The following is a 25,227-nucleotide window of genomic DNA, read 5'->3' as shown; positions in this document are numbered from 1 at the left end:
AAACAAAAAAAGGACAAAATCGAAAACGATTTTGTCCTTTACATTAGCCGCGTTTATTACGGTTTCTTAAGAATGTCGGGATGTCAAGCGTATCATCAGCCGGCTGTGAAGTATGACGGCTTACTGTGTTCTGCTGCTGAGGCTCCTCACGTTTTTGCTCACGCTTCGGAACACTTTGATTGTGTGTTTTGATGCTTTGATTTAAGCTTGGACGCTGAGGCTTCGTCACGTCCTTCTCTTGTTCGATAAAGCCCGTTGCAATCACTGTCACCACAATCTCATCTTTTAGATTTTCATTAATAACAGAACCGAAAATCATGTTTACGTCTTGATCAGACGCCGAAGCGACAATGTCTGCTGCTTCTTGAACCTCATATAGGCTGAGGTTTGTTCCTCCAGTGATGTTCATGAGGACGCCTTGCGCACCGTCAATGGCCGCTTCAAGAAGCGGGCTGGAAATTGCTTTTTTTGCTGCCTCTGCCGCGCGATTTTCCCCAGTAGCAATACCGATACCCATCAAAGCAGATCCTTTGTTTGACATGATTGTTTTCACATCAGCAAAGTCAAGGTTGATAAGACCAGGTGTAGCAATCAAGTCAGAAATACCTTGAACCCCTTGGCGAAGTACGTTATCCGCTTCACGGAATGCTTCAAGCATCGGTGTGTTTTTATCAACAATTTCAAGGATACGGTCGTTCGGGATCACGATCAGTGTATCCACCGCTTCTTTCATTGCCGAGATTCCGCCTGCAGCCTGAAGCTGTCTTTTGCGTCCTTCGAAGGTAAACGGTCTTGTCACAACGCCGACAGTTAATGCGCCTAAGTCTTTCGCGATTTGTGCGATAACCGGTGCGGCACCTGTTCCTGTTCCGCCGCCCATACCAGCTGTCACGAATACCATGTCAGCACCTTTAAGTGCTTCTTCAATCTGCTCTTTGCTTTCTTCAGCGGCTTTTTTCCCGACCTCTGGATTCGCACCTGCTCCCAATCCTCTAGTCAGCTTTGCGCCGATTTGCATTTTCACTTCTGCTTTTGACAGGTTAAGAGCTTGAGCGTCCGTGTTTACCGCGATATACTCTACTCCTTGCACTTCATTTTCAATCATTCGGTTAACGGCGTTGTTTCCGCCGCCTCCTACTCCGATTACTTTAATTGATGCTAAGCCGTCTATGTTTGTTTCGAACTCCAACATGCTAAATCCTCCTAATCTGCCGAATGACTATCTATCTATTCCCAAAACATGCTTAATAGTTTTTTCATTTTGCTCTGTTTATTATGTTCGGCTTGTGTTTTTTGTTTTCCTTTTGGCCGCTGCTGCACCTCATTTTGGTGATGATGCTGCTCTTGTTCCTCAGATGATGAGACTGCGATTTCCTGTATCGCTTCTTCAGGCATCTTAAAGCCTATTTTTCTGCCTTGGATTCTTGCATTCCGGCAGGCGAATTGGATCAGGCCCACTCCCGTCATATATTGAGGATCTCTTACACCGATATAATTCGGGCTTGCCACTCTGACATTGTTTTGCAGCACATCCTGTGCCAAAGACATGACACCCGGCATAGCTGCTTGTCCTCCTGTCAGCACGAAGCCTCCCGGCAGATCGGTAATTCCCATACTGCGAAGCTCTTCTGAAACAATTTCAAGAATTTCTTCTACTCTCGCTTCAATGATATTCGCTGCTTCTTGCTGTGTAAATGTTTGTTTTTGATTGGTGCCTATAACGGTTACCTCAAATATTTCATCTTCCGAGGCTTCGTCATAGTAGGCATGTCCAAATTGCTTTTTCACGCGTTCTGCTTCTTCTGTTGACGTTCTCAATCCGATGGAGATATCTTTGGTGATATTTTCGCCTCCGAGAGGAATGACACGGGTAGAAGTGAGATGTCCGTTCTGGAATACGGCAATGGTTGTTGACCCTCCCCCTATATCAATGAGAGCCACACCAAGGTTTTTCTCGTCCTTTGATAATGCAGCAGAACCGGCTGCCAGCGGCTGAAGGCAAATATCAGTTATTTCAATACCAGCTCTTTCAACGCAGCGGAGTAAGTTATGTAAGATTGTTTTTGAACCGGTGATCAAGGTGCCCTCTACTTCTAAACGCACACCCAGCATTTTTTTCGGGTCGGTAATTTCATCTCTTCCATCTACGATAAACTGTTTAGGAATGACGTCAACAATCAGCTGTTCGTGCGGTACTGAAACAACCTGTGCCGCCTCCATGACACGGCGTACATCTTCAACCTGAATTTCTTTATTTTCACTGGAAACTGCTACAACACCGTTTGTATCTTGAATATTGATATAATTTCCATTAACGCCGACAATAGCTTTTCTAAGCGGAAAACCTACCATTCTTTCAGCTTGGTCAAACGCTTTTCTTATAGAATGAACGGTCTCATCTATATCAACGATTGAGCCTTTTTTCAACCCTTCAGACGGTACATTTCCCACACCGATAATATTAAGGGAATCATCTGTCATTTCTCCGACGATCACTTTTGTATTGGACGTACCGATGTCAAGACTGACGTAAAGTTCATTGTTGTTCATTCTATGGCACCTCCTCACATTTCGATCATTTCTATTCTATTATTTGCGGAACAACAATACAATGAATGTGGCTTTACAAGTGTGTAACAAAAAATAACAACAGAATATTTTTATGTGTTTTTCACATTTTATGTTTATTGAAAATATTCGTTATATCCTATGTATATCCTCTTTTATATCACATTTTTTTTATTTTTTTTAGAAAGAGTCCACTTTGTTAGTAGATTTCTTCTGATAACGGCTATATTCTGAAATAATCTGACTCCGAATGCGAATATACCTGCTAAATACAAGTCTACACCAAGATGGACTCCCAGAAAAGCTAAACTTATTGCCAATATAATATTAAAAAAGAAACCGGAAACAAATACCATTTCATCATATGTACCTTGTAAATGCGCCCTGATTCCGCCGATTAATGTATCAAGTGCGGCAAGCACCGCAAGCGATAAATAGTTTGAGTATTCACTCGGTATCGTTAAGTTTGTCATTAGTCCAATCGCTATTCCGAGCACCAGTCCCAACACGGGCAGCCACATGACAATTCTCCTCCTTTTCAGTCTTTAAGCAGTTTCAGCTGTTGTACGTCCAGTGGTCTGTCATATGCTTTTAATGTTAGTTTGCTTTCAGATTTACCGGCTTTTAATGCTAAATTTTCAGATGCAAAAAGATCCTCAAGGCCTGACCCCTTCACTCTGCTGTGTAACATGTCCGGATCTTTGGCAAGCACTTTTACTGTTAAAGGATAATCGTCAAGGGCGTATCCGTCTATTTTTGTAGTGCCGTTTATATCTCTGATGACTGTATGATTCACAACTCTTCGCTCGTTAATCGAGATATGCTCTGCACCGTATGAGTTGAGTTCATTAATCAGCTTTTTCAGCAAATCCGGAGGCGGATTTTCGACCGGCTCTCCTGTTAAGCTTTCAGAAAAAAGCGGGGAAATCGTAATGACAATTCCGCTACCTGTTATATCGGTCATGCCGGCTGTTTTTTTTAAGGATTGCAAGGTATTATTTAGCGCGGTTTCTTTTGTCATTTCTTTCGTTTGCGAATAGCTATTCAGAAGTTTGTCATATTTGTTTATTTCAGACAGCAGCTTTTCCTGCTTCTTCTGCTCTGATGTCAGCTCTTCCCTAATATCCCACATATCTCTTGTATCCCGGACTTTGGGGTGCTTTAACGAATTAAACTGAACAGATATCATCAGGCCGAAGATGACCATAAGCACACTGATGCTTATGAAGGAACGCTTTATTTTCAATCTATTTCACCCGCTTTTTCAGTCATTCCTTCGTTTTCAGAATCGGTTTCATTTGTACGTTTTTCTCTTTTTCTGCCGACACAGAAATATGATCCATTGACAGCTGATCAATTAGGCCTCCAGCGATATTTAACGAGGGCAGCAGGACATCTGGATCTCCAATAGCGGATACCGTAAATGGAGCGGGATGCTGCACCCCGTCTACCGTTACCACAGGACCATTGCATTTGATATACGAATCATGCGTCAAACGCTGTCCATTAACGGCGACAGCTGCCGCTCCTGAGATATACATTTCGTTTACTACTTGGAAGATATGGCTTTCGTGAACGATGTAACTATTCACATTCTCCCCTTCCGGTATGTATGACGCATCTTCCAATGTCACCTCAACGCCTTCTCCCTGCACACCGACTTCCCCAATATACATCCTGTATTTTTCTGTATCTTCGAGGACATTATAGTATTCCGACTTCTCTTTCTTCAGCTTATTTTCCGCCTGGCGGACTTTGTTTTGCTTTTGATATAATTCTTTTTCAAGCTTCTTATTTTCTTTCTCTTGTTTCAGAAGTTCATCTCTCAGCGCATATTCTTTTTTCCACTCTTCCGTCTCAGCCGCGCTTTTGTTGTTTTCTTTTGTCATTTGAAAAGAAAATGAAATCAAAAAGCCTGCGATAAGCATAATCAAGGAAAGAAGGACTGCTGATTTGCCCCTCAATTTTCATCTTCCTTTTTAGCAGCCTTATCGTTTTTCCCAAACTCTTCAAAATAGGTGGCAACTTCTAAATGAATGATTCCTTTTTTATTGCTGCTTAGCTGAGAAATGATAGAAGGATACGTCTTCATTCGGTCTGCAAACGTTTTAATAGATGCAGTGACAACATAACCGTCGTTCATGTACAACTTAATACGGTTTTCATCCATTTTTACAGGCGTATAATAAATCTCTGAAATCGACTGTTTTAACGAATTTGACAACGCATCGAGCTGCTTGGCCATTTGAGACCGCTTCTTCGCGTTTGTCCAATTCACTAAAATCGGTCCGGCATCATCCGGCGTTACTTCGTTTGGCAGAACTGAGCCGTTTTCAAGCACTTCATAGTACACATCGTCTTTTTCTAAATAAGCAATCGCTTTATATTCTTCGATTGCAATGTTGATTTTATTAGGAAGCGATTTGCTGATCTCCACTTTTTTCACTAATTTATTTTGCTGAATCTTCTTTTCTGTTTTTTGCTTGTCCAAACTCCAAAACTCAGTATCTCCGCTGTTAATATCGGAAAGGTCGATAATTTCCTTTTTTGATACATTTTCATTCCCTGTAACAGAGATTGTTGATACTTTACTGATTGGTGTTTGCAGGTACACAATGATCAGCACCATAATAAAAAAGAGCATAATAAATGAAATGAGACGGCGGTTTGCCTTTTGTTTCCTCTGCTCTTTAATTTTAGGGATCCGCTCTTCAATGTTAACGATTTTTTCTCGGTCTTGACCCGGGTTCATTGCCTGTTCACCTCATTCAAATGAAACAGCTGTTAAAAGTCTGTCTATTCCAAAACAAACGGCATACTATGATGCCGTTTGTCGTTTGCTTACAGTATATCATATGAACAGCTTCAGTCAGAACTTGAATCAGCGATTTCCGCCGATGATTTCAACCTCTGTGTGCATATCAATCTCGTATTTTTCACGGATTGTCTTTTTCACATGGTCAATGAGATCAAGCACATCTTTTGCTGATGCTCCTCCCGCATTGACGATGAAGTTTCCGTGCATCTCCGATATCTTTGCACCGCCGATTTGATATCCTTTCAAGCCTGCTTTTTCTACAAGGCTCCCGGCATGATTCGGAAGCGGATTTCTGAATATGCTTCCCGCACAAGGGCTTGAATACGGCTGTGTATTTTTTCTATAGTCTTTATTGCTTTGCATTCGCTGAACGATTGATTCCTTATCCTTCTGCTCCAGCTGCAAAACAGCTTCAAGGCAAACGCCCGGGCGTTTCTTTTGCAGTACAGATGTCCTGTAGCTGAAATCCATCTGCTCATTTGTCAGCCACTCAATCGTTCCGTCTTCAAACAAAATATGCGCTTTGACGAGGATCTCGCTCATATCAGAACCGTGAGCGCCGGCATTCATATAAACCGCTCCGCCGACTGATCCTGGAATGCCGGCAGCAAATTCCAAACCGGACAGGCCTTTTTTGCTCAATGATGTAGCAAGGCGGACCACTGAATAACCGCCTCCGACTGTTACTTGCTCCCCTTCAAGCTCCAAATGGTCAAGACCCGCACCCAGCTTGATCACTACGCCTCTAATTCCTTCATCTAAAACAAGAAGATTTGATCCGCGGCCGATGACTGTCCACTTCACATCATATTTTTTAATCACGTCCATGATGTCTTTAACAGCATCTACACTGCTTGGAATGACCAATACATCCGCAGGTCCGCCGATTTTCATCGTTGTATGATTCGCGAGCGGTTCATTTGCAAGAACCTTGCCGACTTCGCGTTCTTTTAATTCCTGTATCACTTTCTCCATCGTAAACCTCCGCATTCCATTTGCTTTTCTACTATTTTTTTAATTCCTCGAGTACGCTGTATAAACGGGCAGCCGCGTCAGGAACACCGAGTGACTTTGTTCGTTCGCTCATTTCCTTTAACGTTTGCTCATTCAGTACAATCCGGTCTAGCGCTTCAATCAGCTTCTCCCCGCTGAGCTCTGTTTCTTTCAGTACAATCGCCGCATCATGCTGGCCAAGAGATCTCGCATTGACCTCCTGGTGATTCGCTGTCACATATGGACTTGGGATCAGAACACTTGGGATTCCGAGAGCAGTAATTTCGGCAATCGTTGTCGCACCGGCTCTGGCCACAATGACATCAATGGCCTTTAAATACTCAGGCATTTGATGAAGAAACGGCTTTGTGACCATATTATCAGCGGCACCCTTGCTTTTCAGCTCATTCATTACTTTTTCATAGTGAACTTCACCGGTGATATACAGCACTTGATAGTCTCTTGTTTTCAGCGCATCCTGCATGTCAATGACAGCGCGGTTAATCGGTGCAGCGCCTCGGCTTCCGCCGAAAATTAAGACCGTTTTTTTGTCTTCAGAAAGCCCAAATTCAGCCAATGATCGTCCCGTCTTTATTGAGACGACTTCAGAGGCTCTCGGGTTTCCCGTAAATACAACTTTCTCGCTAGGAAAATGTGATTTCGCTTCTTCAAAACAAATCGCTACTTTATTAACATATTTTGAAAGAAACTTATTCGTGATGCCCGGCAGGCTGTTTTGTTCGTGGACAATAGTCGGAATTCCCATTTTCGCAGCGGCATAGACAACCGGCCCACATACATAACCGCCCGTTCCAATTACGGCATCGGGCTTAAATTCCGCTAAATACGATTTACTCTTTTTGACGCCCTTCAGAAAACGCATCACAGTCTTGACATTTTCAAATGACAATTTTCTTTTAAATCCTGTAATTTCAATTGAACGAAACGGTATATTCTCCCGCTCAACAATTTTTTTCTCCAGCCCGTTTTCTGTTCCGATGTATAAAAATTCCACATTAGGATGACGTCTTTGCACTTCTTTAATAAAAGCAAGAGCAGGATAAATATGTCCCCCTGTACCGCCTCCGCTTATTGCAATTCGCATTTCTTTTTTCCCCCAGTCTAAGTTTCTCTATAACATAACGATAACCCTGTTTTGTTGGACAGGGTTATCGCATCAATTGTTTCCAAGCTTCATGTTAGACAGGAGGCTTGGAAATACATTCGTTAATACCTCGAGTAGCGGCTTACATTCAGCAGCACACCAACTGCCATCAGCATTAGAGTCAATGAAGAGCCTCCGTAGCTCAGAAACGGGAGCGTGATGCCTGTTACAGGAATCAGGCCCGTGACTACGCCGATATTTATCATGACTTGAATGGCAATCATTGAAATAATGCCGACTGCGACAAAGCTTCCGTACAGATCAGGCGCACCAAGCGCAATTCTGATTCCTCTCCACAGCAGGACGCTGAAGAGGAGCAAAATAAGTGTTCCCCCGATAAAGCCCAGCTCCTCTGACAAGATGGCGAAAATAAAGTCTGTTTGCGGCTCAGGCAGATAAAAGAACTTCTGTCTGCTTTGTCCGAGCCCCATTCCGAACAACCCGCCGGGCCCCACTGCATAAAGCGATTGAATGATCTGAAATCCGCTTCCGAGCGGGTCTTCCCATGGATTTAAGTATGAGGTAATCCGCTTTATCCGATATGGAGCCGATAGTACGAGCCCGACAAATCCGCTGAGGCCGATCAGCCCGAGAAAGACGAAATGGGCGATCCGTGCGCCGGCTACAAAAATCATGACAATACAAGTTCCGACCATAACTGTCCCCGTTCCGAGGTCAGGCTGGCACATGATAATCAAAAATGCTGAAAACACGATGCCAAGTGCAGGGACGAACCCCCGTCTGAACGATGTGATGTTTTTTTGTTTTTCAGAGAGAAATTTAGCAAGGAATGCAATCATCGCAAGCTTCATAAACTCTGAAGGCTGTATGCTGAATGCTCCGACTCCGATCCAGCTTCTTGAACCGTTCCGCACCATTCCGACGCCCGGTATCAAAACAAGCACCAGAAGGAAAAAGCAGATAACCATCAGCAATTTGGACCATGTCCTCCAAGTCCAATAATCAACATTCATGATAAAAAACATAGCAATGACGCCGATTCCCGCAAACAAAAGCTGCCGTTTCGCGAAAAAGAATGAGTCGTCAAATTTATAATCCGCCCATACCGCACTCGCACTGTACACCATAATTAATCCGATTGTTAATAATAATAACGTAATGATGACCAATAACAAATCAGGCGATGTTTTTTTAGTAGTCAAAGCAATCGACACCCCAAGCTTAAAGTCATTAGGGCTGCCGATTTACTTCAAGACAAGCCCTTACTTAAGCATATGCACGGCATCTATAAACATGTCACCGCGTTCTTCAAATGTTTTGAATTGATCCCAGCTCGCACACGCGGGTGACAGCAGGATGACATCTCCTTCATTTGAGAGCGCGAACGCCGCAGATACTGCTTGTTCAACATTATCGACACGTTTGACATGTTGTATTCCCAGTTCATTGCCGAGTTTCTCGAGTTTTGGCGCCGTCTGGCCAAATGTAAGCACTGCTTTGACATGCTTCATATAAGGTTTCAAGTCATCAAAACCATTTCCGCGATCCAGTCCGCCCGCAAGCAGAATGACCGGCTTATCAAAAGCTGAAAGCGCCTTGCTTGTCGCCAGAATGTTTGTTGCTTTACTGTCGTTATAAAATTTGCGGCCATTCACAGTTGTGACATATTGGAGGCGGTGCTTCACACCAGTAAAGCTTGTCAGCACCTTTTTAACCGCCTCATTGGATGCTCCTGCCGTTTTCACAACTGCAATAGCTGCTAAAATGTTCTCCAGGTTATGAGCACCGGGCAGTACAACCTCTTCCAGAGGAAGAATGGCTTCGCCGTTAAACATAATCATACTGTCTTTTACATATGCGCCCTGTTCAAGCGTTTTGCTGACTGAAAATGGGACGATTTCGGCTTTTCCGGCTTCAGCAAGACGCACGACGGTTTCATCATCCTGGTTGACAATAGCTTTATCTGAAGCAGTCTGATGAAGGTACACTTTCTGTTTCGCTTTTTCATAGTTTTCGCGCGTATGGTGATAATCCAGATGGGCGTCAAATACATTTAAAATCAGGCTGATTTCCGGTCTGAAAGCGTGTGTTCCCATCAGCTGAAACGAAGACAGTTCAGTAACGATCCATTCATCTCCATCAGCATGATAGGCAACCTCACTTGCGACTGTGCCGATGTTTCCGGCAATCAGTGCTTTTTGCGAGCCAGCTTTGAGCATTTCGTAAATTAGCGTTGTCGTGGTCGTTTTACCGTTCGATCCGGTAATCCCAATAAACTTGGCGCTGGTCAGGTAGTAAGCGAGCTCAATTTCCGTCCAAACCGGAATGCCTCGTTTCTCCGCTTCCTGAACCATAATATTTTCATAAGGAATTCCCGGGTTTTTGATCAGAATCGTGATTTGATGCTGATCGAACAGAGAAACTGGATGCTCTCCGCAAACAACTTCGATTCCTTTTTCAGAAAGCTTTTGTGCCGGTTCATTTTCTTCAAAAGGCTTTTGGTCATTGACTGCAACATAAATGCCTTTTTCATGAAGAATGGAGGCCGCCGCATATCCGCTTTTCGCAAGCCCAAGGATTAAAAAATGCTGTTTCTGTAAAAATTGATCATTTTCCACTTATAACCACACCTCGATGTAAATTCCTAAAACGGCAAGCAAAAGTCCCGCAGCCCAAAACGTCACGACTACTCTCCATTCAGACCAGCCGACAAGCTCATAATGGTGATGAAGCGGACTCATTTTAAAGATTCGTTTACCTGTCGTTTTAAAGCTGATGACCTGCAAAATAACAGATAATGTCTCGATAACGAATACACCGCCGATGATAACCAGCAGGATCTCTAATTTCGTTAAAATGGCAATGGTAACGATTGCTCCTCCCAATGCAAGCGATCCCGTATCTCCCATAAAAACTTTGGCCGGATGAGCATTAAATACAAGGAAGCCCAGAACTGCACCGACAACGGCAACTGAGAAAATCGCTACGTCATATTGAGACTGATTCCATGCCAGAATGGCAAAGGCGCCAAAGGCAATCGCCGCAGTACCGGATAATAACCCGTCAAGGCCGTCAGTCAGGTTAACTGCGTTTGATCCGCCGACAAGCATAAAGAGCACAAGGATAAAGTAAGCCCAGCCAAGATCAAATGATAAGTCAGTTCCAGGAATGCGAATATCCGTCGCAAAATTGTAGTAATGATACACGGCGTAAAATACAACTGCAATAATAATTTGTCCGATCAGCTTTTGCTTTGATGTCAATCCAAGATTGCGCTTCATGACAACCTTGATGTAATCATCTAAAAAGCCAAGCAAACCGTAGCCTAGCGTAACAAACAGAAGCAGCACCATTTCGGGGCTTATTTCTGAAAACTTCTGTGTCATAACAATTGTTGTCACTATGATAGAAAGTATGATCATGACCCCGCCCATTGTCGGTGTCCCTGATTTTTTCTGATGTGATTTCGGTCCTTCTTCTCTAATACTCTGGCCGAATTTTAACCTTCTTAAAAACGGAATAAGAATCGGAGAGAGCAGAACACTAATTAAAAACCCCATTAAAATTGTAAACAGAATGACTTGCTCAAGCATTGTCCTTTTCTCCTCCTGTTTCTTTCAAACGACATACGTAGTTATCATATTCATGATTTTTTCCCATATGAAAAATCTTTTCAAGCTCCATTATTCAGTAACATCTCTTTCCTATGAATTCGTCTTATTCTTATTGAGTTCAACAATGGCTCTCGCCGCTACTTCAGCATCATCAAAATCGAAAGTTTCATTTCCGATCTGCTGATAGGTTTCATGTCCTTTTCCAGCAATGAGGACAACGTCGCCTTTTTTGGCATTGGCAATTGCGAAAAAGATCGCCTGCTCGCGGTTTGCAATACTGTGATAGTATGCGTTCTCTACTCCGGCTTCCATATCTCTTAAAATCGCGCGAGGATCTTCGCTTCTCGGGTTATCTGACGTGAAAATCGGCTCGTCAGCCAGCTCCACAGCAATTTTAGCCATTTTCGGGCGCTTCGTCTTATCTCTGTCTCCTCCGCAGCCGACAACGACAAATAGCTTTCCTTCCGTCATGTCTCTGCATGTCTCCAGCACATTTTCAAGGCTGTCCGGTGTGTGCGCGTAGTCTACAATGACAGGAAACTCCTGCTGCTGATTGACCAATTCAAAACGGCCTCTTACACCATGCAATTCTTCAACAGCCTCAGTGATGATTTCAAACGGTATGCCTGCTGCAATACATGTCGCAACAGCGGCCAGCACGTTATACACATTAAATTGTCCGACGAGAGACATCGTGATGTGCTTCGTGCCTTTGTTTGTCACGAGATCAAAGCTTGTGCCCTGTGCAGTGATACTGATGTTCTTCGCCATCACATCAGCATCGTTTTTAATTCCGTATGTAGAGATATGCGCAGCTGTTACCTTTTCAAAATAAGCGCTCGCCTCATCGTCAGCATTCAGGACGGCACGCTTTGGATGTTCATGGTTGAAAGCCCCGCCAAGTTGGGAAAAGAGCAAGCTTTTTGCATGCCGGTACTCATCCATCGTTTTATGATAGTCCAGATGGTCCTGTGTTAAATTCGTAAACACGGCAATATCATAATCACAGCCATGGACGCGTCCTAAAGACAAAGCGTGGGAAGAAACCTCCATGATTGCAGTGTCAACATGCTTGTCATTCATTTTCTTAAACGTTTTCTGCAGCGTGACGCTTTCCGGAGTCGTGTTTTTAACAGGAAGTGTTTCGTCTCCGATTTTCATGTACATTGTACCGATCAAGCCTGTGCGTTTTCCCGCTTTTTTCAGAATCTCATCGACCATGTGGGTCGTTGATGTTTTGCCGTTTGTCCCTGTTATCCCAATCAGCTGAAGCTTCTTCGTCGGCTGTCCGTAAAACGCATCAGACAAAACGCTGAGCGCGCGAAGTGACTGCCGGACAATAATAACAGGAACATTCACATCGACCTCTCTTTCTGCCACAATAGCCGCTGCACCGTTTTCTACTGCTTTTTGCGCAAAATCGTGGCCATCCACCGTATACCCTTTTACACATACAAAAAGACTCCCTTTCTTTACTTCCCTGGAGTCCATCTCAATTGAAGTTATTTCAGGGTCTTGTGAGTCGTTTACAGAAGGTTCGGTTGTTAAGTATGTAAGCAGCTTTGTAAGTTTCATCGTATCAAACCTCTCAACATTCTAATTCGTTCTTTTTATCATTGAAGTCACATCAAATGATGTGGTAATGATTTTAAGCATACAGTTCATATTTTAGCGTAAATAAAAGGATACATCCAGCTAATCTTGAAAGATATCAGCATTTTTTCTGCAATAAAAGAATAGGCAGCCCGAATCAATCGGCTGCCTCCTTTTCATCTTCTTCAGTCAAATACACGCGTATCTTTGAGCCTTCTTTTACTTTCGTTCCGGCAGCTGGCGATTGTTTAACGATTTTGCTCCCTTTCCCGGAAGCATCCACATTGAGATTCACCAATAGTGACTCAAGATCTGAGACAGACATCCCTACAACATTCGGAACTTCTATTGTTTTTGTGTCGTTCCATTGGTATTTTTTCTCGATTTGATTTTTCCGGGGCTTCACACCAAGTTCCGGCAGACTGTCTCTCATAATATTTCCGACAATAGGCGCTGCCACCGTTCCGCCAAACTGAATCGTGCCTTTCGGGTTATCCACCGCAACGTAGACGACTAGACTCGGATCATCAGCTGGCGCGAAACCGATAAATGATACAATATGGTTGTTTTCAAGATATTTTCCATCTTTAACCTTTTGTGCAGTTCCCGTTTTTCCTCCGACACGATATCCTTCTACAAATGCATTGCGGCCGGTTCCTTCTGCGACGACGCTTTCTAGAGCATAGCGGATTTGTTTGGATGTTTCCTCAGAAATGACTTGTTTCTTTGCGATTGGTGATTGTTTTTTGACCGTTTTCTTCGTAACAGGATCGATCCATTCCTTTGCAATATAAGGTGTGTAGAGCGTTCCTCCGTTTACAGCGGCGGATACTGCTGCAACCTGCTGAATCGGCGTGACGGATACTCCCTGTCCGAAAGCCGTAGTTGCTTGCTCCACCGGGCCCACTCTCTCAAGCGGGAATAAGATGCCTGTTCCCTCGCCTTGGAGATCAATCCCCGTTTTTTGTCCAAAACCAAAGTCTTTGATATATTTGAAAAGCTTTTCCTTTCCTAAGCGCTCGCCTAATTCAACAAACCCCGGGTTGCAGGAGTTCTGCACAACTTCCAGATACGTCTGCAGCCCGTGCCCGCCTCTTTTCCAGCACCGCAGTCTCGCTCCGTCCACTTCAGCATGCCCTTTATCATAAAATTGATCCCGTTTCAAATTTACTTTTTGCTCTTCAAGGGCTGCTGCAAGTGTAATAATTTTAAAGGTAGATCCCGGTTCATACGTGCTCCATACTGGCAGATTTCGATTGTAGACGGACGGATCAACAGATTGGTAATCAGCAGGGTCGAAGTCAGGCCTGCTAGACATCCCCAAAATTTCTCCGTTTTTCGGATTCATGGCTACGGCAATCATGCCGTCCGGATGATATTTAGCCTCAGCGTTATCAAGCTCTCTTTCCATTATCGTCTGGACCTTTGAATCAACCGTCAGCTTCATATCAAGCCCATCCTTAGGCGGCGTATAGTCATCCGCTTCATCAGGCATCTTCTTCCCCTTGGCATCTGTATAAAACTTAACAGAACCTTTTTCCCCTTTTAAATCATCGTCGTAATAGGCTTCAAGTCCAAGGAGTCCTTGGTTGTCAATTCCTGCAAATCCAAGCACATGAGATAAAAAGCTGCCGAACGGGTAATGACGGATACTGTCCTCCGCAACATACACACCTTTTAAATCAAGCGCTTTGATTTCTTTCGCCTTCTCATTTGAAATTTTTCTCCCTTCAGGAGTGATCTTTTCGATTGACGCTTTTTTTGTCACATGTTTATATACTTTTTCTTCTGACATATTGAGCACCGCCGCAAGCTGCTTGCTCGTTTTCATCGGATTCTGAACTTGGCGCGGCACGACGAATACGGTCGGCGCACTTTTATTTGTTGCGAGCTTCACACCGTTCCGATCCAGAATCTCGCCTCTCTCCGGCTCAAACGGCAAGTTACGGCTCCAGGAATCTTTCGCCAGCGAAGTCAGTTTTTCGCCCATCACAAACTGAACATACCCCAGCCTTGTATCAATGATCAGAAACACGATCACTCCAAAAAGCAAAACAAATAATAAACGTTTTCTAACCGTTACATTCGAGACGCGCAAGAGACCGTTCACTCCTTATTTAGGCTTGTTTCATTTTATGCCTGAAATTGGACAGGTAGAACGATGCTCCTCTGAAGGCATAAAAAAAGAAAGCCTGCATAACGCAAGCTTTCTTTTTAATCAGGATTTTTAAACTTAACCTTGATTACGGTTTTGTCTTTGATTTCTTTGTCTTTCTTAACACTTTGGCTGACAGCGTAGCCTTGCCCGTTTACTTCAATATGAATTCCCGCGAGCTCGCCGTATTGAAGAACCTCTCTTCTCGACCACCCTGTCATATCAGGCATTTTGATTTTGCCGCCCGTTTTCAGGAAGACCTTTTGATTGGTGAGAACTTCCTCATCCGCTTTCGGATACTGTTCTTTTACAGCGACATCACTGCCGATGACAATTGGTGTGAGATTCTCCTCTTTTGCTTTCTTTTGAGCAGCAGCTACCGTTTGATCTGTTAAATCAGGCATTGTCTGCGCTTTTGTTTCTTCCTTATCTGAGTCAGATTTTTCAGTTGGTTCAATGTTCAGGTAGTGCAGGCTGTTTTTCATTGTCGGGTTGAAGATTTCTGATACCGGATCTGAACTGCTTTGTCCTGCTTTGAGTTGCGGCTGCTGTACAGCAACATAAATTAAAAGCTCAGGATCATCTTTTGGTGCCATACCCATAAACGAAAAGATATAGTCATCTGTTCCGTCTAGATATCCGCCTTTACCGGCTATTTGCGCAGTACCTGTTTTCCCGGCAACATCAAATCCTTCGATTTTATAGGCTTGCCCTGTTCCGATTTTCGACGTAACAACTTCTCCCAATATATCCCGCACCTTTTTCGCTGTGCTTGCAGAAATTGGGGTTCCGGCTGATTCTGGCTTATTTTGATAGATGGTTTTATCTTTATCGGGATCAACGATATGGTCAATCACATAAGGTTTCATCATTTTGCCGTCATTCGCAATTGCCGTTGCGGCCTGAAGCTGCTGAATTGGTGTGACTGCAGACGCTTGTCCGTATGCGGTTGACGCCTTATCAAATTCATATTTAAAGTTGATTTTGCTAGAGACTTCTCCTGGCAAATCAATACCTGTTTTTTGATAAAAATTGAATTTGTGTAAATATTGATTAAGACGGTCATATCCCAGCTTTTCTTTCGCCAGTTTCGCAAATGCAACATTTGACGATCTAAGGACGCCGTCATGATAGGTTGTCGGCCCCCAGCCTATACCTCTATTATGGTCCCTGACAGGTTCCCCGCCAACTTCAAACGTACCTGATTTATATTTTTCGTTCGCATTAAACACGTTTTCCTGCATCGCAGCAGCGAGTGTAAATATCTTCATCGTTGATCCGGGTTCATACGCATATGAAATCAAATCATTATAGTAGTTTGTCACATCCCGCTTGTTCGGATCAAAGCTTGGTCGCTGTCCCATGGCAAGGACTTTGCCTGTTTTCGGATCGACAACTGCGGCCATGATTTTTTTCGGATTATACTTTTGCGCTACTTTTGTCATGCTGTCTTCCAAAAAGGTTTGAATTTTCTGGTCAATGGTTAAATATACATTGTCACCATTTTTTGGCGCTGTAATTTTATTTTTGCTGTTCGGGAGCTCCCAGCCGGATTTGTCGCTTTCATATGTCACATATCCGTCGCGCTCCTTCAAATACTTATCCAGCACTTTTTCTAATCCCATCGCGCCGGAAATTTCATTTGTGTCTTGATCAACCTCGGCATAGCCGATTAAATTGGATGCGAAAATACCATTTGGATAGTAGCGTTTTGTATCCCGCAAAAATGAAATGCCCGGGAGTTTCAGCTTTTCGATTTTTTGCTTTTGTGAATACGTAATATCCCGGCCAGCTGATCCAAACTCGACTTGTTTTGCATTTTTATTTAAGATATCAAGGATGTCGGCCTTGTCCAAGTTTATCACTTTAGACAATGCTTCTGCCGTTTTTTCTTTGTTTACAACATGCTGAGGATGCTTGACATCAGTGGTCATTTTTTTATCGAGAATCGCAATCAGTTTATACGTCGCTGTGTCCTCTGCAATGACTTTTCCTTTTCGGTCTAAAATCGAGCCGCGGCTCGCTTCGATGGTCCGTTTCTTTTCATGCTGCTCTGTCGCTTTTGTCGCAAGCACTTCGCCATTCGCTTTTCCGGTTATTTGAATATATGCCATTCTCCCCAGGATGACAAAGAAAAAGAGAGCGAAACAAATACTTAGAATCGCTGCTCCTCTATTCATAAATTTATTCTTTTTTGGCATTTGAATCATTCCTGTATGTTTTTCACTTTTTTATCTTTTAAATTCAAGCCGTTCTTTTTCGCAATGTCCATAATGCGCTGCGGTTTGCTTAAATCAGCAACGCTTTTTTCGAGGTCACCAATTTGCTTATTTTCGGATGAAATTTGCTCCTCAAGCTTTTGCACCTCAATATTGGTTTGATATGCTGCATACGCCTTCGATACGATCAAAAGCGATACGCTGAGCACCGCCGCAGCAAAGAGGACAAGAAGCACTTTTTCTCCGAGAGTAATGGAAGCCCTTTTCTTGACAATCACTTTTTTCTCAGGACTGATCGCATGCCGCTGCTGTTTCTCTGGTTGGTAAGCTAAATTGCTCATAGGCTGATGACCTCCTTTTAATTTTGCGTTCGCGTTTCGTTATTTTCTTTTTTCAGCAATCCGAAGCTTGGCAGAACGAGCCCGGTTGTTCTCTTCAAGCTCTTCTTGAGATGCCGTAATCGGTTTTCGTGTGATGAGCTTCAGCTCCGGTTCAAACTCTTCCGGTATAACAGGAAGCCCCGGAGGAAGTTCCGGAAGCGACGACTTTTCTTTAAAAGTGGTTTTGCAAATTCTGTCTTCTAGCGAGTGGAAGGTAATGACCGATACCCTGCCCCCTGGCTTCAGAACCTCAATTGCCTGCTCCAAAGCTTCTTCAAACACCCTAAGTTCATCGTTTACGGCAATTCTGATTGCCTGAAACACGCGTTTAGCGGGATGTCCGCCGCTCCTTCTCGCTGGAGCGGGAATCGCGTCTTTTATTAGATCGACCAGTTGGCCCGTAGTTTGAATAGGAGACTTCATTCTTGCCTCCTCAATTTTTCTGGCGATCTGTTTACTGAACTTCTCTTCTCCGTATTTAAAGAAAATACGGACGAGATCCTCATAGCGCCACTCATTAACGACTTCTTTCGCCGAAAGCGTAGCCGACTGGTCCATCCTCATGTCCAACGGTGCGTCATGATGGTAACTGAATCCGCGCTCCGGTGTATCCAGCTGCGGAGAGGACACCCCTAAATCAAATAAAATGCCGTCTACTTCTGTAATGCCTTGTTCATTCAAACATTCTTTTAAATACCTGAAATTGCTTTTAATCAGAATGAGCTGTCCTTTATAATCGGACAACACTTCTTTAGCATGCTGTAATGCCGTATCATCTTGGTCAAAAGCGATTAAACGCCCCTTCTCGGATAACTGCTGCAATAAGTATGTACTATGCCCAGCTCCGCCGAGTGTGCAGTCTACATATGTACCGTCTGGTTTAATATTAAGTCCGTCTACGGTTTCACGAAGAAGTACTGTCTTGTGTTGAAACATATTGTGTTGGTCCCACCTTTTATCAGGATGAATTGAAATTGTTTTTAGAGTGTTATACACGAAGAATCATTATATATCAAACCCAATCATGTTTTCAGCAATTTCAGCAAATGAATCTTCTTGCTCTTCTGTGTATTGTTCCCAAATTACTTTACTCCACAATTCAATTCGATTAGAAACCCCGATAACAACACATTCTTTTTCCAGTTTGGCGTAATTCAATAGAGATGATGCGATATTTACCCTGCCTTGCTTGTCCAGTTCGCATTCAGTCGCCCCTGAAAAGAAGAAACGGGTAAACGCGCGGGCATCTTTCTTTGTGAGAGGAAGAGCTTTTAGTTTTTCTTCAATTTGTTTCCATTCGTGCATAGGGTAGCCGAAGAGACATTGGTCAAGTCCTCTAGTCAGCACAAATTGCTCACCTAGGCCTTCTCTGAATTTAGCGGGTACGATCATGCGGCCTTTCGCATCGATGGTATGCTGATATTCACCCATAAACATGATCTCTTGCCCCACTTTCTCTCCTTAACTCACCACTATTCACCACTTCGCTCCACAACTTCATTTTACACTGTTTACCCATAAAAAAAAACCCTGAACTAGTCAGGGTTCTTTAAAACTTTATTTCAAAGTTTGACAACTTGATGTTGATTTTGAAAAGAAAATGGCAGATTCTTGAATGTCGTGAAGAATTTTGGACCGTACCTGTTCAAATAATACATGATATTCCAAATCCGTTCTTGCGGCGCAAGAAGCGGCTTAATGCTATTTTGAATTCTTTCATAATCCTTCAAGACGTAGCCTTCTTTTTCTTCAATTCGCTTCATCACCGTGCGCTCTAAGAATTGAAGCTGATCCTGTATAAAAGCGGCATTTTTCAGGAGTAAAGGTTCCAAGCTTTGATCAGCCTTTAACGCCTCCTGCCGGACCGTTTTGTGAATCGCTTCAATTTGGCTTTTCGCCTGATCCATCACCGCCGTAAACTCTTCCGGAATCTGGCGCTCGAAGTATGTCTCTCTTTGATTCTCCGTTCCGCGCTCAATCGCGTCTTGTAATGAGATATTCCGTTCAACCAGTTTTTTCTCAATATGCCGCTCAAGTATCGTAATGTTCAGCCTTGGCATGACAGGAGGCATTTTGAAGCCCATCACCGCAAATGCCTGTTTGAGCTCGCCCCAATAATTGATTTCCCCAGGCCCTGCAATAAATGCTAAAGTCGGAATGAGAAATTCCTGCATTAACGGTCTCGTTACAACATTGTTGCTGAAACGCTCTGGATGTTCTTCCATATGTGTATGAAGTTCATCCCTCGTCCATCCTAGATCAAGCTCTTTGATGACAAATCGGCCGTTGTCTTTTTCAATTAAAAAACGCTCTTCTTCGTATTCATAAAACAGATTCGCCTGCTCTTTTCCGGACTCGATAATCGGTTTGTAGCCTGCTTGACGCATGAAGGCCTGCTGATCTGATACAGCGCGGGCGAGTTCATCATTTTCTCGAAGAATCTTTTGGAACATGGCCGTTTCCAGCTTTTTAATCCCCGGATCTCCAGAATTTAATAAAACTAAGCCCTCTTCTTGGAACAAATCCGCGATCAGCAGCTCAAAGAAGTCAGTAAACGTAACAGATTCCCTTAAACATCGTTTCACATTGTCGAGAAGTGTATTCGTATGGTCTGTTTCTTCAAAAGCGGCAAAAACATCATCTATCCACGCGGCACACTTTTCCTGATCAAGCGATGTACTCGCTGCTGATGATTTCTTCCAATACGACTGAGGCAGCTTTTTTTTCACAGGCCCATTCTCTTCAGATGTGTGAACAAAATTAATCTCATCCAAATCGTGGTCTTCTCCAGCCACCCAGAAGATTGGTATGACAGGCACTTGCAGTTCCTTTTCTTGTTGCTTTGCTAAAACAATGATTGAAATGATTTTATGTATGGTGTAAAGCGGTCCTGTTAAAAGTCCTGCCTGCTGTCCGCCGACTACAGCGGCACTTGACGGGTCCTTCAGCTTCTCAATAGCAGACTGCATCGCACTTGAACCGAATTTATTATGGTAAGAGGTTAAGTACGCCGCCAATTCCTCTCTTGCGAAAAACCGGGAAGATAAGTCTTCCAGTCTTTCTCGCCACATGTCCTTATGATGAATACTGTAATCAAAAAAAGAAGACATTTCTTCTTTGCCATCTATATAGTGCTGTACAAACACATTCTGATTTTTGATGGAAAGTTCAGTTAGCTGCATCTTCTAGAACTTCCTTTCTCCAATAAATAGTTAGTGATCCGAAATGAGTATAGCATGTTACCGAAAAAGCTCAAAAGACTTTGTTTGTATTTCGCTCCAATGCTTTGATGCTGCCATATAAAAACTCTAGGTGGACGGCATCAAGACCTTGAAGACTTGCTTCCTTCAATAAGTATCCGATAATGGCGTCAGCTTCCGTCTGCCGGCCTCCAATGACGTCAACCAACATGGATGAACGATTCTCTTTCGTTTGCCCACAAACGGCCTGAACCCGCTCCCAAGCCTTTTCTTCGTTTTCAAGTTTTAAAATGCGGCATGCCTCCTGAAATACCAGCTTCATAAAAGCCAGATAAGCTGGCGTTGTCAGCAGTTCTCCATTTTTCACCTGCAATAACGCAGTTAAAGGATTAATACACGCATTTACAATCAGCTTGCCCGTCAGCAGACGGTACCAATCCGTCTCATAATAAATCGGAAAATCCGAATGGTTATGCTGAAACATGATGTTCAGCCGGTCTGGTTCAGCATCGTCGAACGCGCTCCATTTTATCGCACCTAGGCCTGTATGATCAACAGCTGTATCCGATTTTCTTACAGCTCCGTGCTCAACGATTCCAACATAAATGGAATGGCCAACGTGCCAGTCTTTTAGGTCGTGGATATGCCCCATGCCGTTTTGCAAAAATAATATATTCGTCTTCCCGATTCGTTCAAGCGACGAAAAAACAGATTGAAGCTGATGCTGCTTCACTGTCACGACAAGCAGGTCAAAGTCCGAATTGATACTCGTGTCCGCACTGCAATCAGCCCTGAATTCCTCCCCGCCTTTATAAAGCCGGATTCCTTCAGACTGAATGGCCGCAGCCTGTTCTTGCCGCCTCGTCACAACAGTCACGTCGTGATAAAGTGACAAATAATAGGCGCATAAAAGACCGACGGAGCCTCCGCCGATAATTCCAATTTTCATGATGTCACACCCAATTTAGCATTTACGTATTATCATAGCAGAAGTAAGAAGAAATTACTTCTCAAAGATCCCATGTGCTTAAAATTAAAGTTTAAATATTTGGATTTTTTAAATAAAGCGTTTACAATATATGTAGAAACAACAAAGGGGGAGATTTGTTTGACAAAGGTAGAACGTCTGCTTATCAACTATAAAACGCTGGAAGAATTCAAGAAATTCAAAGAATACGGCATTCAGGAGCTTTCAATGCTTGAAGAACTTCAGGATAATATTATTGAAAATGACAGCACCTCGCCTTTTTACGGGATTTATTTTGGCGATAAACTTGTAGCACGAATGAGTCTGTATCAAGTTAACGGCAAATCGAATCCCTATTTTGACAACCGCCAGGATTATTTGGAGCTGTGGAAGCTTGAGGTTCTTCCGGGCTACCAGAACAGGGGATACGGGAGAGCCTTGGTTGAATTTGCAAAATCATTCAAAATGCCCATCCGGACAAATCCGAGAATGAAATCAGCGGAATTTTGGAACAAAATGAACTTTAAAACTGTTAAGTATGATATGGCGAGGGACAAAGGGGAAAACCCGCTCATCTGGCATCCTGATATGGATCACGAAATGACACCAGGAGAGTCTGCATAGAAATCAAAACAACCGGCCTATTCTTACTATAGGGCCGGTTCATTTCAGGCGTTTCTTTATGTTTCTTGAGCCGCTTTTTTCATTCTTCCGTCTTCCTTCGAAACAACCATTTTTCTGGCCCGATCCATGATATCGATCAGTGCCTTGTAATCCTCTTCTGTCATCTCTAGCTGATTCCGCAATGTCTGATTTTCACTCCGCAAATCCTCAAGCTCTTTTTGCAGCGATTGGATTTGCTCCTTCAATTTTTCCCTTTCAAGCTGAAATTCTTGTGCAGACGGTGCTTCTTTGAATTGTTCGAGAAATTGGATGACATCCTGAATGGACAAATCTCGTTTTCCTTCCGACGATGCCGAGGCAGTCTGCTTCATGGAATTCGGCATATTGACCGAATGAACGCCGATTTGCTTTCTCAGTTCTTTCCTTTGCTTTTTTGCAAGCTCTATACCTGACTGGTATTGTTTTCTCACATACGAGTTCCACCTGAAACCACAGGCTGCCGCGGTTCTGGTCAGCGCCCTTCCAACCTCCTCAAAGGCTGAAAGCTGTGTTCCTCCCTCTCGAATATGACGAAGCACCACTTCTGCCAGCAGCAAATCCTCATCCTGAGTCCAAGCATCTTGTCTTGTAATGGTCAAATTCAATCTCCCTCCATGTCAGCTTATTTATCTCATACATATGCCGGTAATAGATTAGATAGACTATTTGCACTCACAAATTTTCCGCAAGCTGACAGGAAGAGAAAAAGAAAAAGCGCAGGGCTTTCACCCCGCGCTTTTCTTATTAGTTACTTTTTACATTTATGTCTTTGCCGTTGTATGATCCGCATGCTTTGCATACACGGTGAGACAACTTCATCTCTCCGCATGACGGACATTCTGTCATACCAGGTACATTAAGTTTGAAATGTGTACGGCGCAATCTTTTCTTCATTTTAGAAGTTCTTCTAAAAGGTACAGCCATTATTCCCACCTCCTTAAAGAGTTAAGATTCATCATCTTGTTTTAAGAGCTTTTCGAGGGCTGCAAGTCTCGGATCAACTTGATTCTTCTTGTCTTCTTCCGAAATGACTTGCCAATCCTTTCCTTCTTGAGGAGCAGCTCCTTTTTCTTGTTCAGATTCACAAAAGATTTGCATAGGGATTTCTAAAAGAATTTCTTCTTTCACGATCGGAGTTAAGTCGATAGTATCGTCCTCAACAATATGAACGTCATCATCTTCTATATCATCCGTGTGATGAAATATAAACAGTTCTTTTGTTGAAATTTCAAATGGATACGGGACATCAACGAGTGTTCTTGAGCATGGCAAAATCATTTCGCCTGAAATTGTAAAATCAAACGAAACCTGTTTGGATTTGATATCCGCTCTGCCCTTCACCCGGACGGGAGAAATGCGGCGAATGTCAGAATTCAGCTTTGTCAGCTCATTTAACTCAACTGTTTCATCAAACTCAAAACTTTGTTTTGGCATTTGATGCAGCTGATAAATCGTCCATTTCATTTGTATCACCTCAGGAAAGCAACAAACATGATTATAGCTTTTAAGATTGTTTTTGTCAATATTTTTTCTTTACAGCATAATGCTGCCATTGAAGTATCGTTGACAGCGGAATATGCTATGCATACACTTAAAACAAAAATAAGGCGTAAGAGTTTTCATTTGCAAATGTACCATACGTTTTTAAACATAGCAAGAAAGGCGGAAAAAATATGAAAGCTGTCGGATTGGTGGTTGAATATAATCCCTTTCATAACGGTCACCTTTATCATGCCCAAACAGCAAAGCTGCAAACCGGATGTGACACGGCTGTCGCGGTCATGAGCGGACATTTTTTACAGCGCGGGGAACCCGCTGTTGTATCAAAATGGGCCCGAACAAAAATGGCGCTGCAAAGCGGAGTTGATCTTGTCATTGAGCTGCCTTATCTTTATGCCGTGCAAAAAGCAGACATTTTTGCACGCGGCAGTGTTTCCATCCTGAACGAACTTGAATGTGAGGCGCTGTTTTTCGGGAGTGAAAATGGGGATATCAAGCCTTTTTTAGAAACAGCACAGCTTATTGATGAGCATAAACATATATTGAATGACCGAATTAAAGAAGAACTTAAAAAGGGGGCCAGTTACCCAGCAGCGGCGGCTATCGCCTTCAGCTCCATTTTGCATACTGAAAGTGCACTTGACTTGTCAAAACCAAATAACATTTTGGGATACCAGTATGTGACCTCGATTCTAACCGGGGGATATCCTATGAAACCTTATACTACGGCACGAATCTCTTCGGACTATCATGATGCCGATCTCCCTGAAGGCGAAAACCATATAGCAAGTGCCACAAGCATTAGAAAAGCGATGATTGGCCAGAATCTCGAAGCCTGCCTTCGTTTTCTCCCTGCTGCATCTGCACGTGAATTAGCAGCTTACCGCAAATCTTTCGGATTGTGGCATACACCTGAAAGCTACTTTTCTTACTTAAAATACAGCCTTTCAACTGTAACGGCACGGGAATTACAGCAAGTATACGAGGTGGAGGAAGGTTTAGAGCACAGAATTATTCGTTCGATCAGAAAATCCAGCTCCTATCAGGAATTTATGGAACTGCTGAAAACAAAACGCTATACGTGGACAAGGCTCCAGCGGATGAATACACACATTTTAACCAGAACAAAAAAACAGGATATGCAAAAGCTGCTTGACAACGATAAGGCGCCGTATATCAGGCTTCTCGGCATGACGAAAAAAGGACAGGCTTATTTATCCGAAAAGAAAAAAGCACTGTCTGTTCCGCTTGTCAGCAAACTGTCCTCTTTCTCCCATCCAGCTCTCGATCTGGACGTAAAAGCAAGCAGGATTTACAGCCTGCCGATAGAAGAGCCGCTGAGAACTGAGTTTGACCTACAGGAATACGGACATGCACCGATTCGATATGACGAAGATGAACAACACTTTTTAAATGTATAGAAAAAGCACC

General features: G+C 43.2%; 25 protein-coding genes. 3 read left to right on the top strand and 22 right to left on the bottom strand.

Translation table 11 applies throughout. From position 1 onward, the window contains the following. Positions 1-43: 43 nt before the first annotated feature. The 19 genes from ftsZ to MKX38_RS08070 all read right to left on the bottom strand — a co-directional run bounded on the left by ftsZ (position 44) and on the right by MKX38_RS08070 (position 21,615). Positions 44-1,192 (bottom strand): cell division protein FtsZ, encoded by a 1,149-nt coding sequence (gene ftsZ, locus MKX38_RS08160; RefSeq protein ID WP_021479331.1) that lies wholly within the window; start codon positions 1,190-1,192, stop codon positions 44-46. A gap of 35 nt (positions 1,193-1,227) precedes the next feature. Beyond that, positions 1,228-2,550, bottom strand: a complete 1,323-nt coding sequence (gene ftsA / locus MKX38_RS08155) for a cell division protein FtsA (RefSeq protein WP_003232169.1) — start codon at positions 2,548-2,550, stop codon at positions 1,228-1,230. 173 nt (positions 2,551-2,723) lie between these two features. Next, positions 2,724-3,089: a small basic family protein gene (locus tag MKX38_RS08150; RefSeq protein WP_003238683.1), complete on the bottom strand. Its 366-nt coding sequence runs from the start codon at positions 3,087-3,089 to the stop codon at positions 2,724-2,726. 17 nt (positions 3,090-3,106) lie between these two features. Next, positions 3,107-3,814 carry a DUF881 domain-containing protein gene (locus MKX38_RS08145; protein WP_015252136.1) on the bottom strand — a complete coding sequence of 236 codons (708 nt, stop codon included), beginning with the start codon at positions 3,812-3,814 and terminating at the stop codon, positions 3,107-3,109. A gap of 22 nt (positions 3,815-3,836) precedes the next feature. Next, a complete protein-coding gene (locus tag MKX38_RS08140; protein ID WP_015252137.1) occupies positions 3,837-4,532 on the bottom strand; it encodes a DUF881 domain-containing protein in 696 nt (231 codons plus the stop codon). Beyond that, the gene (gene divIB / locus MKX38_RS08135; protein WP_088325829.1) at positions 4,529-5,320 is read right to left on the bottom strand and encodes a cell division protein DivIB; all 792 of its coding nucleotides are present in this window, start codon (positions 5,318-5,320) and stop codon (positions 4,529-4,531) included. Before divIB ends, MKX38_RS08140 begins: the two co-directional genes overlap by 4 nt. A 129-nt stretch (positions 5,321-5,449) precedes the next feature. Further along, on the bottom strand, positions 5,450-6,361 hold the full coding sequence (murB, locus tag MKX38_RS08130) for a UDP-N-acetylmuramate dehydrogenase (protein ID WP_029317769.1): 912 nt from the start codon (positions 6,359-6,361) through the stop codon (positions 5,450-5,452). A 31-nt stretch (positions 6,362-6,392) separates the two neighbouring features. After that, a complete protein-coding gene (gene murG / locus MKX38_RS08125; RefSeq protein WP_029317768.1) occupies positions 6,393-7,484 on the bottom strand; it encodes an undecaprenyldiphospho-muramoylpentapeptide beta-N-acetylglucosaminyltransferase in 1,092 nt (363 codons plus the stop codon). 122 nt (positions 7,485-7,606) lie between these two features. Continuing rightward, positions 7,607-8,707 carry a stage V sporulation protein E gene (gene spoVE, locus MKX38_RS08120; protein ID WP_003244810.1) on the bottom strand — a complete coding sequence of 367 codons (1,101 nt, stop codon included), beginning with the start codon at positions 8,705-8,707 and terminating at the stop codon, positions 7,607-7,609. Between the two features lie 60 nt (positions 8,708-8,767). Further along, positions 8,768-10,123: a UDP-N-acetylmuramoyl-L-alanine--D-glutamate ligase gene (gene murD, locus MKX38_RS08115; RefSeq protein WP_029726512.1), complete on the bottom strand. Its 1,356-nt coding sequence runs from the start codon at positions 10,121-10,123 to the stop codon at positions 8,768-8,770. After that, complete coding sequence (gene mraY, locus MKX38_RS08110) at positions 10,124-11,098, bottom strand: phospho-N-acetylmuramoyl-pentapeptide-transferase (RefSeq protein WP_003232192.1); 975 nt, start codon at positions 11,096-11,098, stop codon at positions 10,124-10,126. A gap of 111 nt (positions 11,099-11,209) precedes the next feature. Beyond that, positions 11,210-12,694 (bottom strand): UDP-N-acetylmuramoyl-L-alanyl-D-glutamate--2,6-diaminopimelate ligase, encoded by a 1,485-nt coding sequence (locus MKX38_RS08105; RefSeq protein WP_003245326.1) that lies wholly within the window; start codon positions 12,692-12,694, stop codon positions 11,210-11,212. A gap of 175 nt (positions 12,695-12,869) precedes the next feature. Then, positions 12,870-14,810, bottom strand: a complete 1,941-nt coding sequence (locus MKX38_RS08100) for a stage V sporulation protein D (protein ID WP_003245048.1) — start codon at positions 14,808-14,810, stop codon at positions 12,870-12,872. 116 nt (positions 14,811-14,926) lie between these two features. Next, complete coding sequence (gene pbpB, locus MKX38_RS08095) at positions 14,927-17,077, bottom strand: penicillin-binding protein 2B (protein WP_339189149.1); 2,151 nt, start codon at positions 17,075-17,077, stop codon at positions 14,927-14,929. After that, on the bottom strand, positions 17,074-17,427 hold the full coding sequence (gene ftsL / locus MKX38_RS08090; protein WP_003232200.1) for a cell division protein FtsL: 354 nt from the start codon (positions 17,425-17,427) through the stop codon (positions 17,074-17,076). The genes pbpB and ftsL overlap by 4 nt, the downstream gene beginning before the upstream one ends. A gap of 39 nt (positions 17,428-17,466) precedes the next feature. Beyond that, positions 17,467-18,402: a 16S rRNA (cytosine(1402)-N(4))-methyltransferase RsmH gene (rsmH, locus tag MKX38_RS08085; protein ID WP_014479723.1), complete on the bottom strand. Its 936-nt coding sequence runs from the start codon at positions 18,400-18,402 to the stop codon at positions 17,467-17,469. A gap of 69 nt (positions 18,403-18,471) precedes the next feature. Beyond that, positions 18,472-18,903 carry a division/cell wall cluster transcriptional repressor MraZ gene (mraZ, locus tag MKX38_RS08080; RefSeq protein ID WP_003221402.1) on the bottom strand — a complete coding sequence of 144 codons (432 nt, stop codon included), beginning with the start codon at positions 18,901-18,903 and terminating at the stop codon, positions 18,472-18,474. Between the two features lie 125 nt (positions 18,904-19,028). Continuing rightward, a complete protein-coding gene (gene bshC, locus MKX38_RS08075) occupies positions 19,029-20,648 on the bottom strand; it encodes a bacillithiol biosynthesis cysteine-adding enzyme BshC (RefSeq protein WP_339189147.1) in 1,620 nt (539 codons plus the stop codon). Positions 20,649-20,718: 70 nt separating this feature from the next. Beyond that, positions 20,719-21,615: a 2-dehydropantoate 2-reductase gene (locus tag MKX38_RS08070; RefSeq protein WP_069703524.1), complete on the bottom strand. Its 897-nt coding sequence runs from the start codon at positions 21,613-21,615 to the stop codon at positions 20,719-20,721. 159 nt (positions 21,616-21,774) lie between these two features. Between MKX38_RS08070 and MKX38_RS08065 the strand changes: the two genes are divergently transcribed. Further along, positions 21,775-22,257, top strand: a complete 483-nt coding sequence (locus MKX38_RS08065; protein ID WP_014476736.1) for an N-acetyltransferase — start codon at positions 21,775-21,777, stop codon at positions 22,255-22,257. A gap of 56 nt (positions 22,258-22,313) precedes the next feature. Here MKX38_RS08065 and gerR read toward each other — a convergent pair whose 3' ends face one another. From gerR to MKX38_RS08050, 3 genes are all read right to left on the bottom strand, one after another. Next, positions 22,314-22,895 carry a sporulation specific transcriptional regulator GerR gene (gerR, locus tag MKX38_RS08060; protein WP_015383592.1) on the bottom strand — a complete coding sequence of 194 codons (582 nt, stop codon included), beginning with the start codon at positions 22,893-22,895 and terminating at the stop codon, positions 22,314-22,316. A gap of 145 nt (positions 22,896-23,040) precedes the next feature. Then, positions 23,041-23,220, bottom strand: a complete 180-nt coding sequence (rpmF, locus tag MKX38_RS08055; protein WP_003154457.1) for a 50S ribosomal protein L32 — start codon at positions 23,218-23,220, stop codon at positions 23,041-23,043. Positions 23,221-23,241: 21 nt separating this feature from the next. After that, positions 23,242-23,760: a DUF177 domain-containing protein gene (locus MKX38_RS08050; RefSeq protein WP_014479718.1), complete on the bottom strand. Its 519-nt coding sequence runs from the start codon at positions 23,758-23,760 to the stop codon at positions 23,242-23,244. 27 nt (positions 23,761-23,787) lie between these two features. Between MKX38_RS08050 and MKX38_RS08045 the strand changes: the two genes are divergently transcribed. Next, positions 23,788-23,973, top strand: a complete 186-nt coding sequence (locus MKX38_RS08045) for a hypothetical protein (RefSeq protein WP_003232215.1) — start codon at positions 23,788-23,790, stop codon at positions 23,971-23,973. Then, positions 23,970-25,217, top strand: coding sequence for a nucleotidyltransferase (locus MKX38_RS08040; protein WP_003244707.1), 1,248 nt, complete (start codon positions 23,970-23,972; stop codon positions 25,215-25,217). The genes MKX38_RS08045 and MKX38_RS08040 overlap by 4 nt, the downstream gene beginning before the upstream one ends. The last annotated feature ends 10 nt before the right edge of the window (positions 25,218-25,227 follow it).

This window comes from Bacillus sp. FSL M8-0025 (assembly GCF_037975475.1).
Lineage (GTDB): Bacteria > Bacillota > Bacilli > Bacillales > Bacillaceae > Bacillus > Bacillus subtilis.
This window is presented reverse-complemented; position numbering and strand designations above follow the sequence as displayed.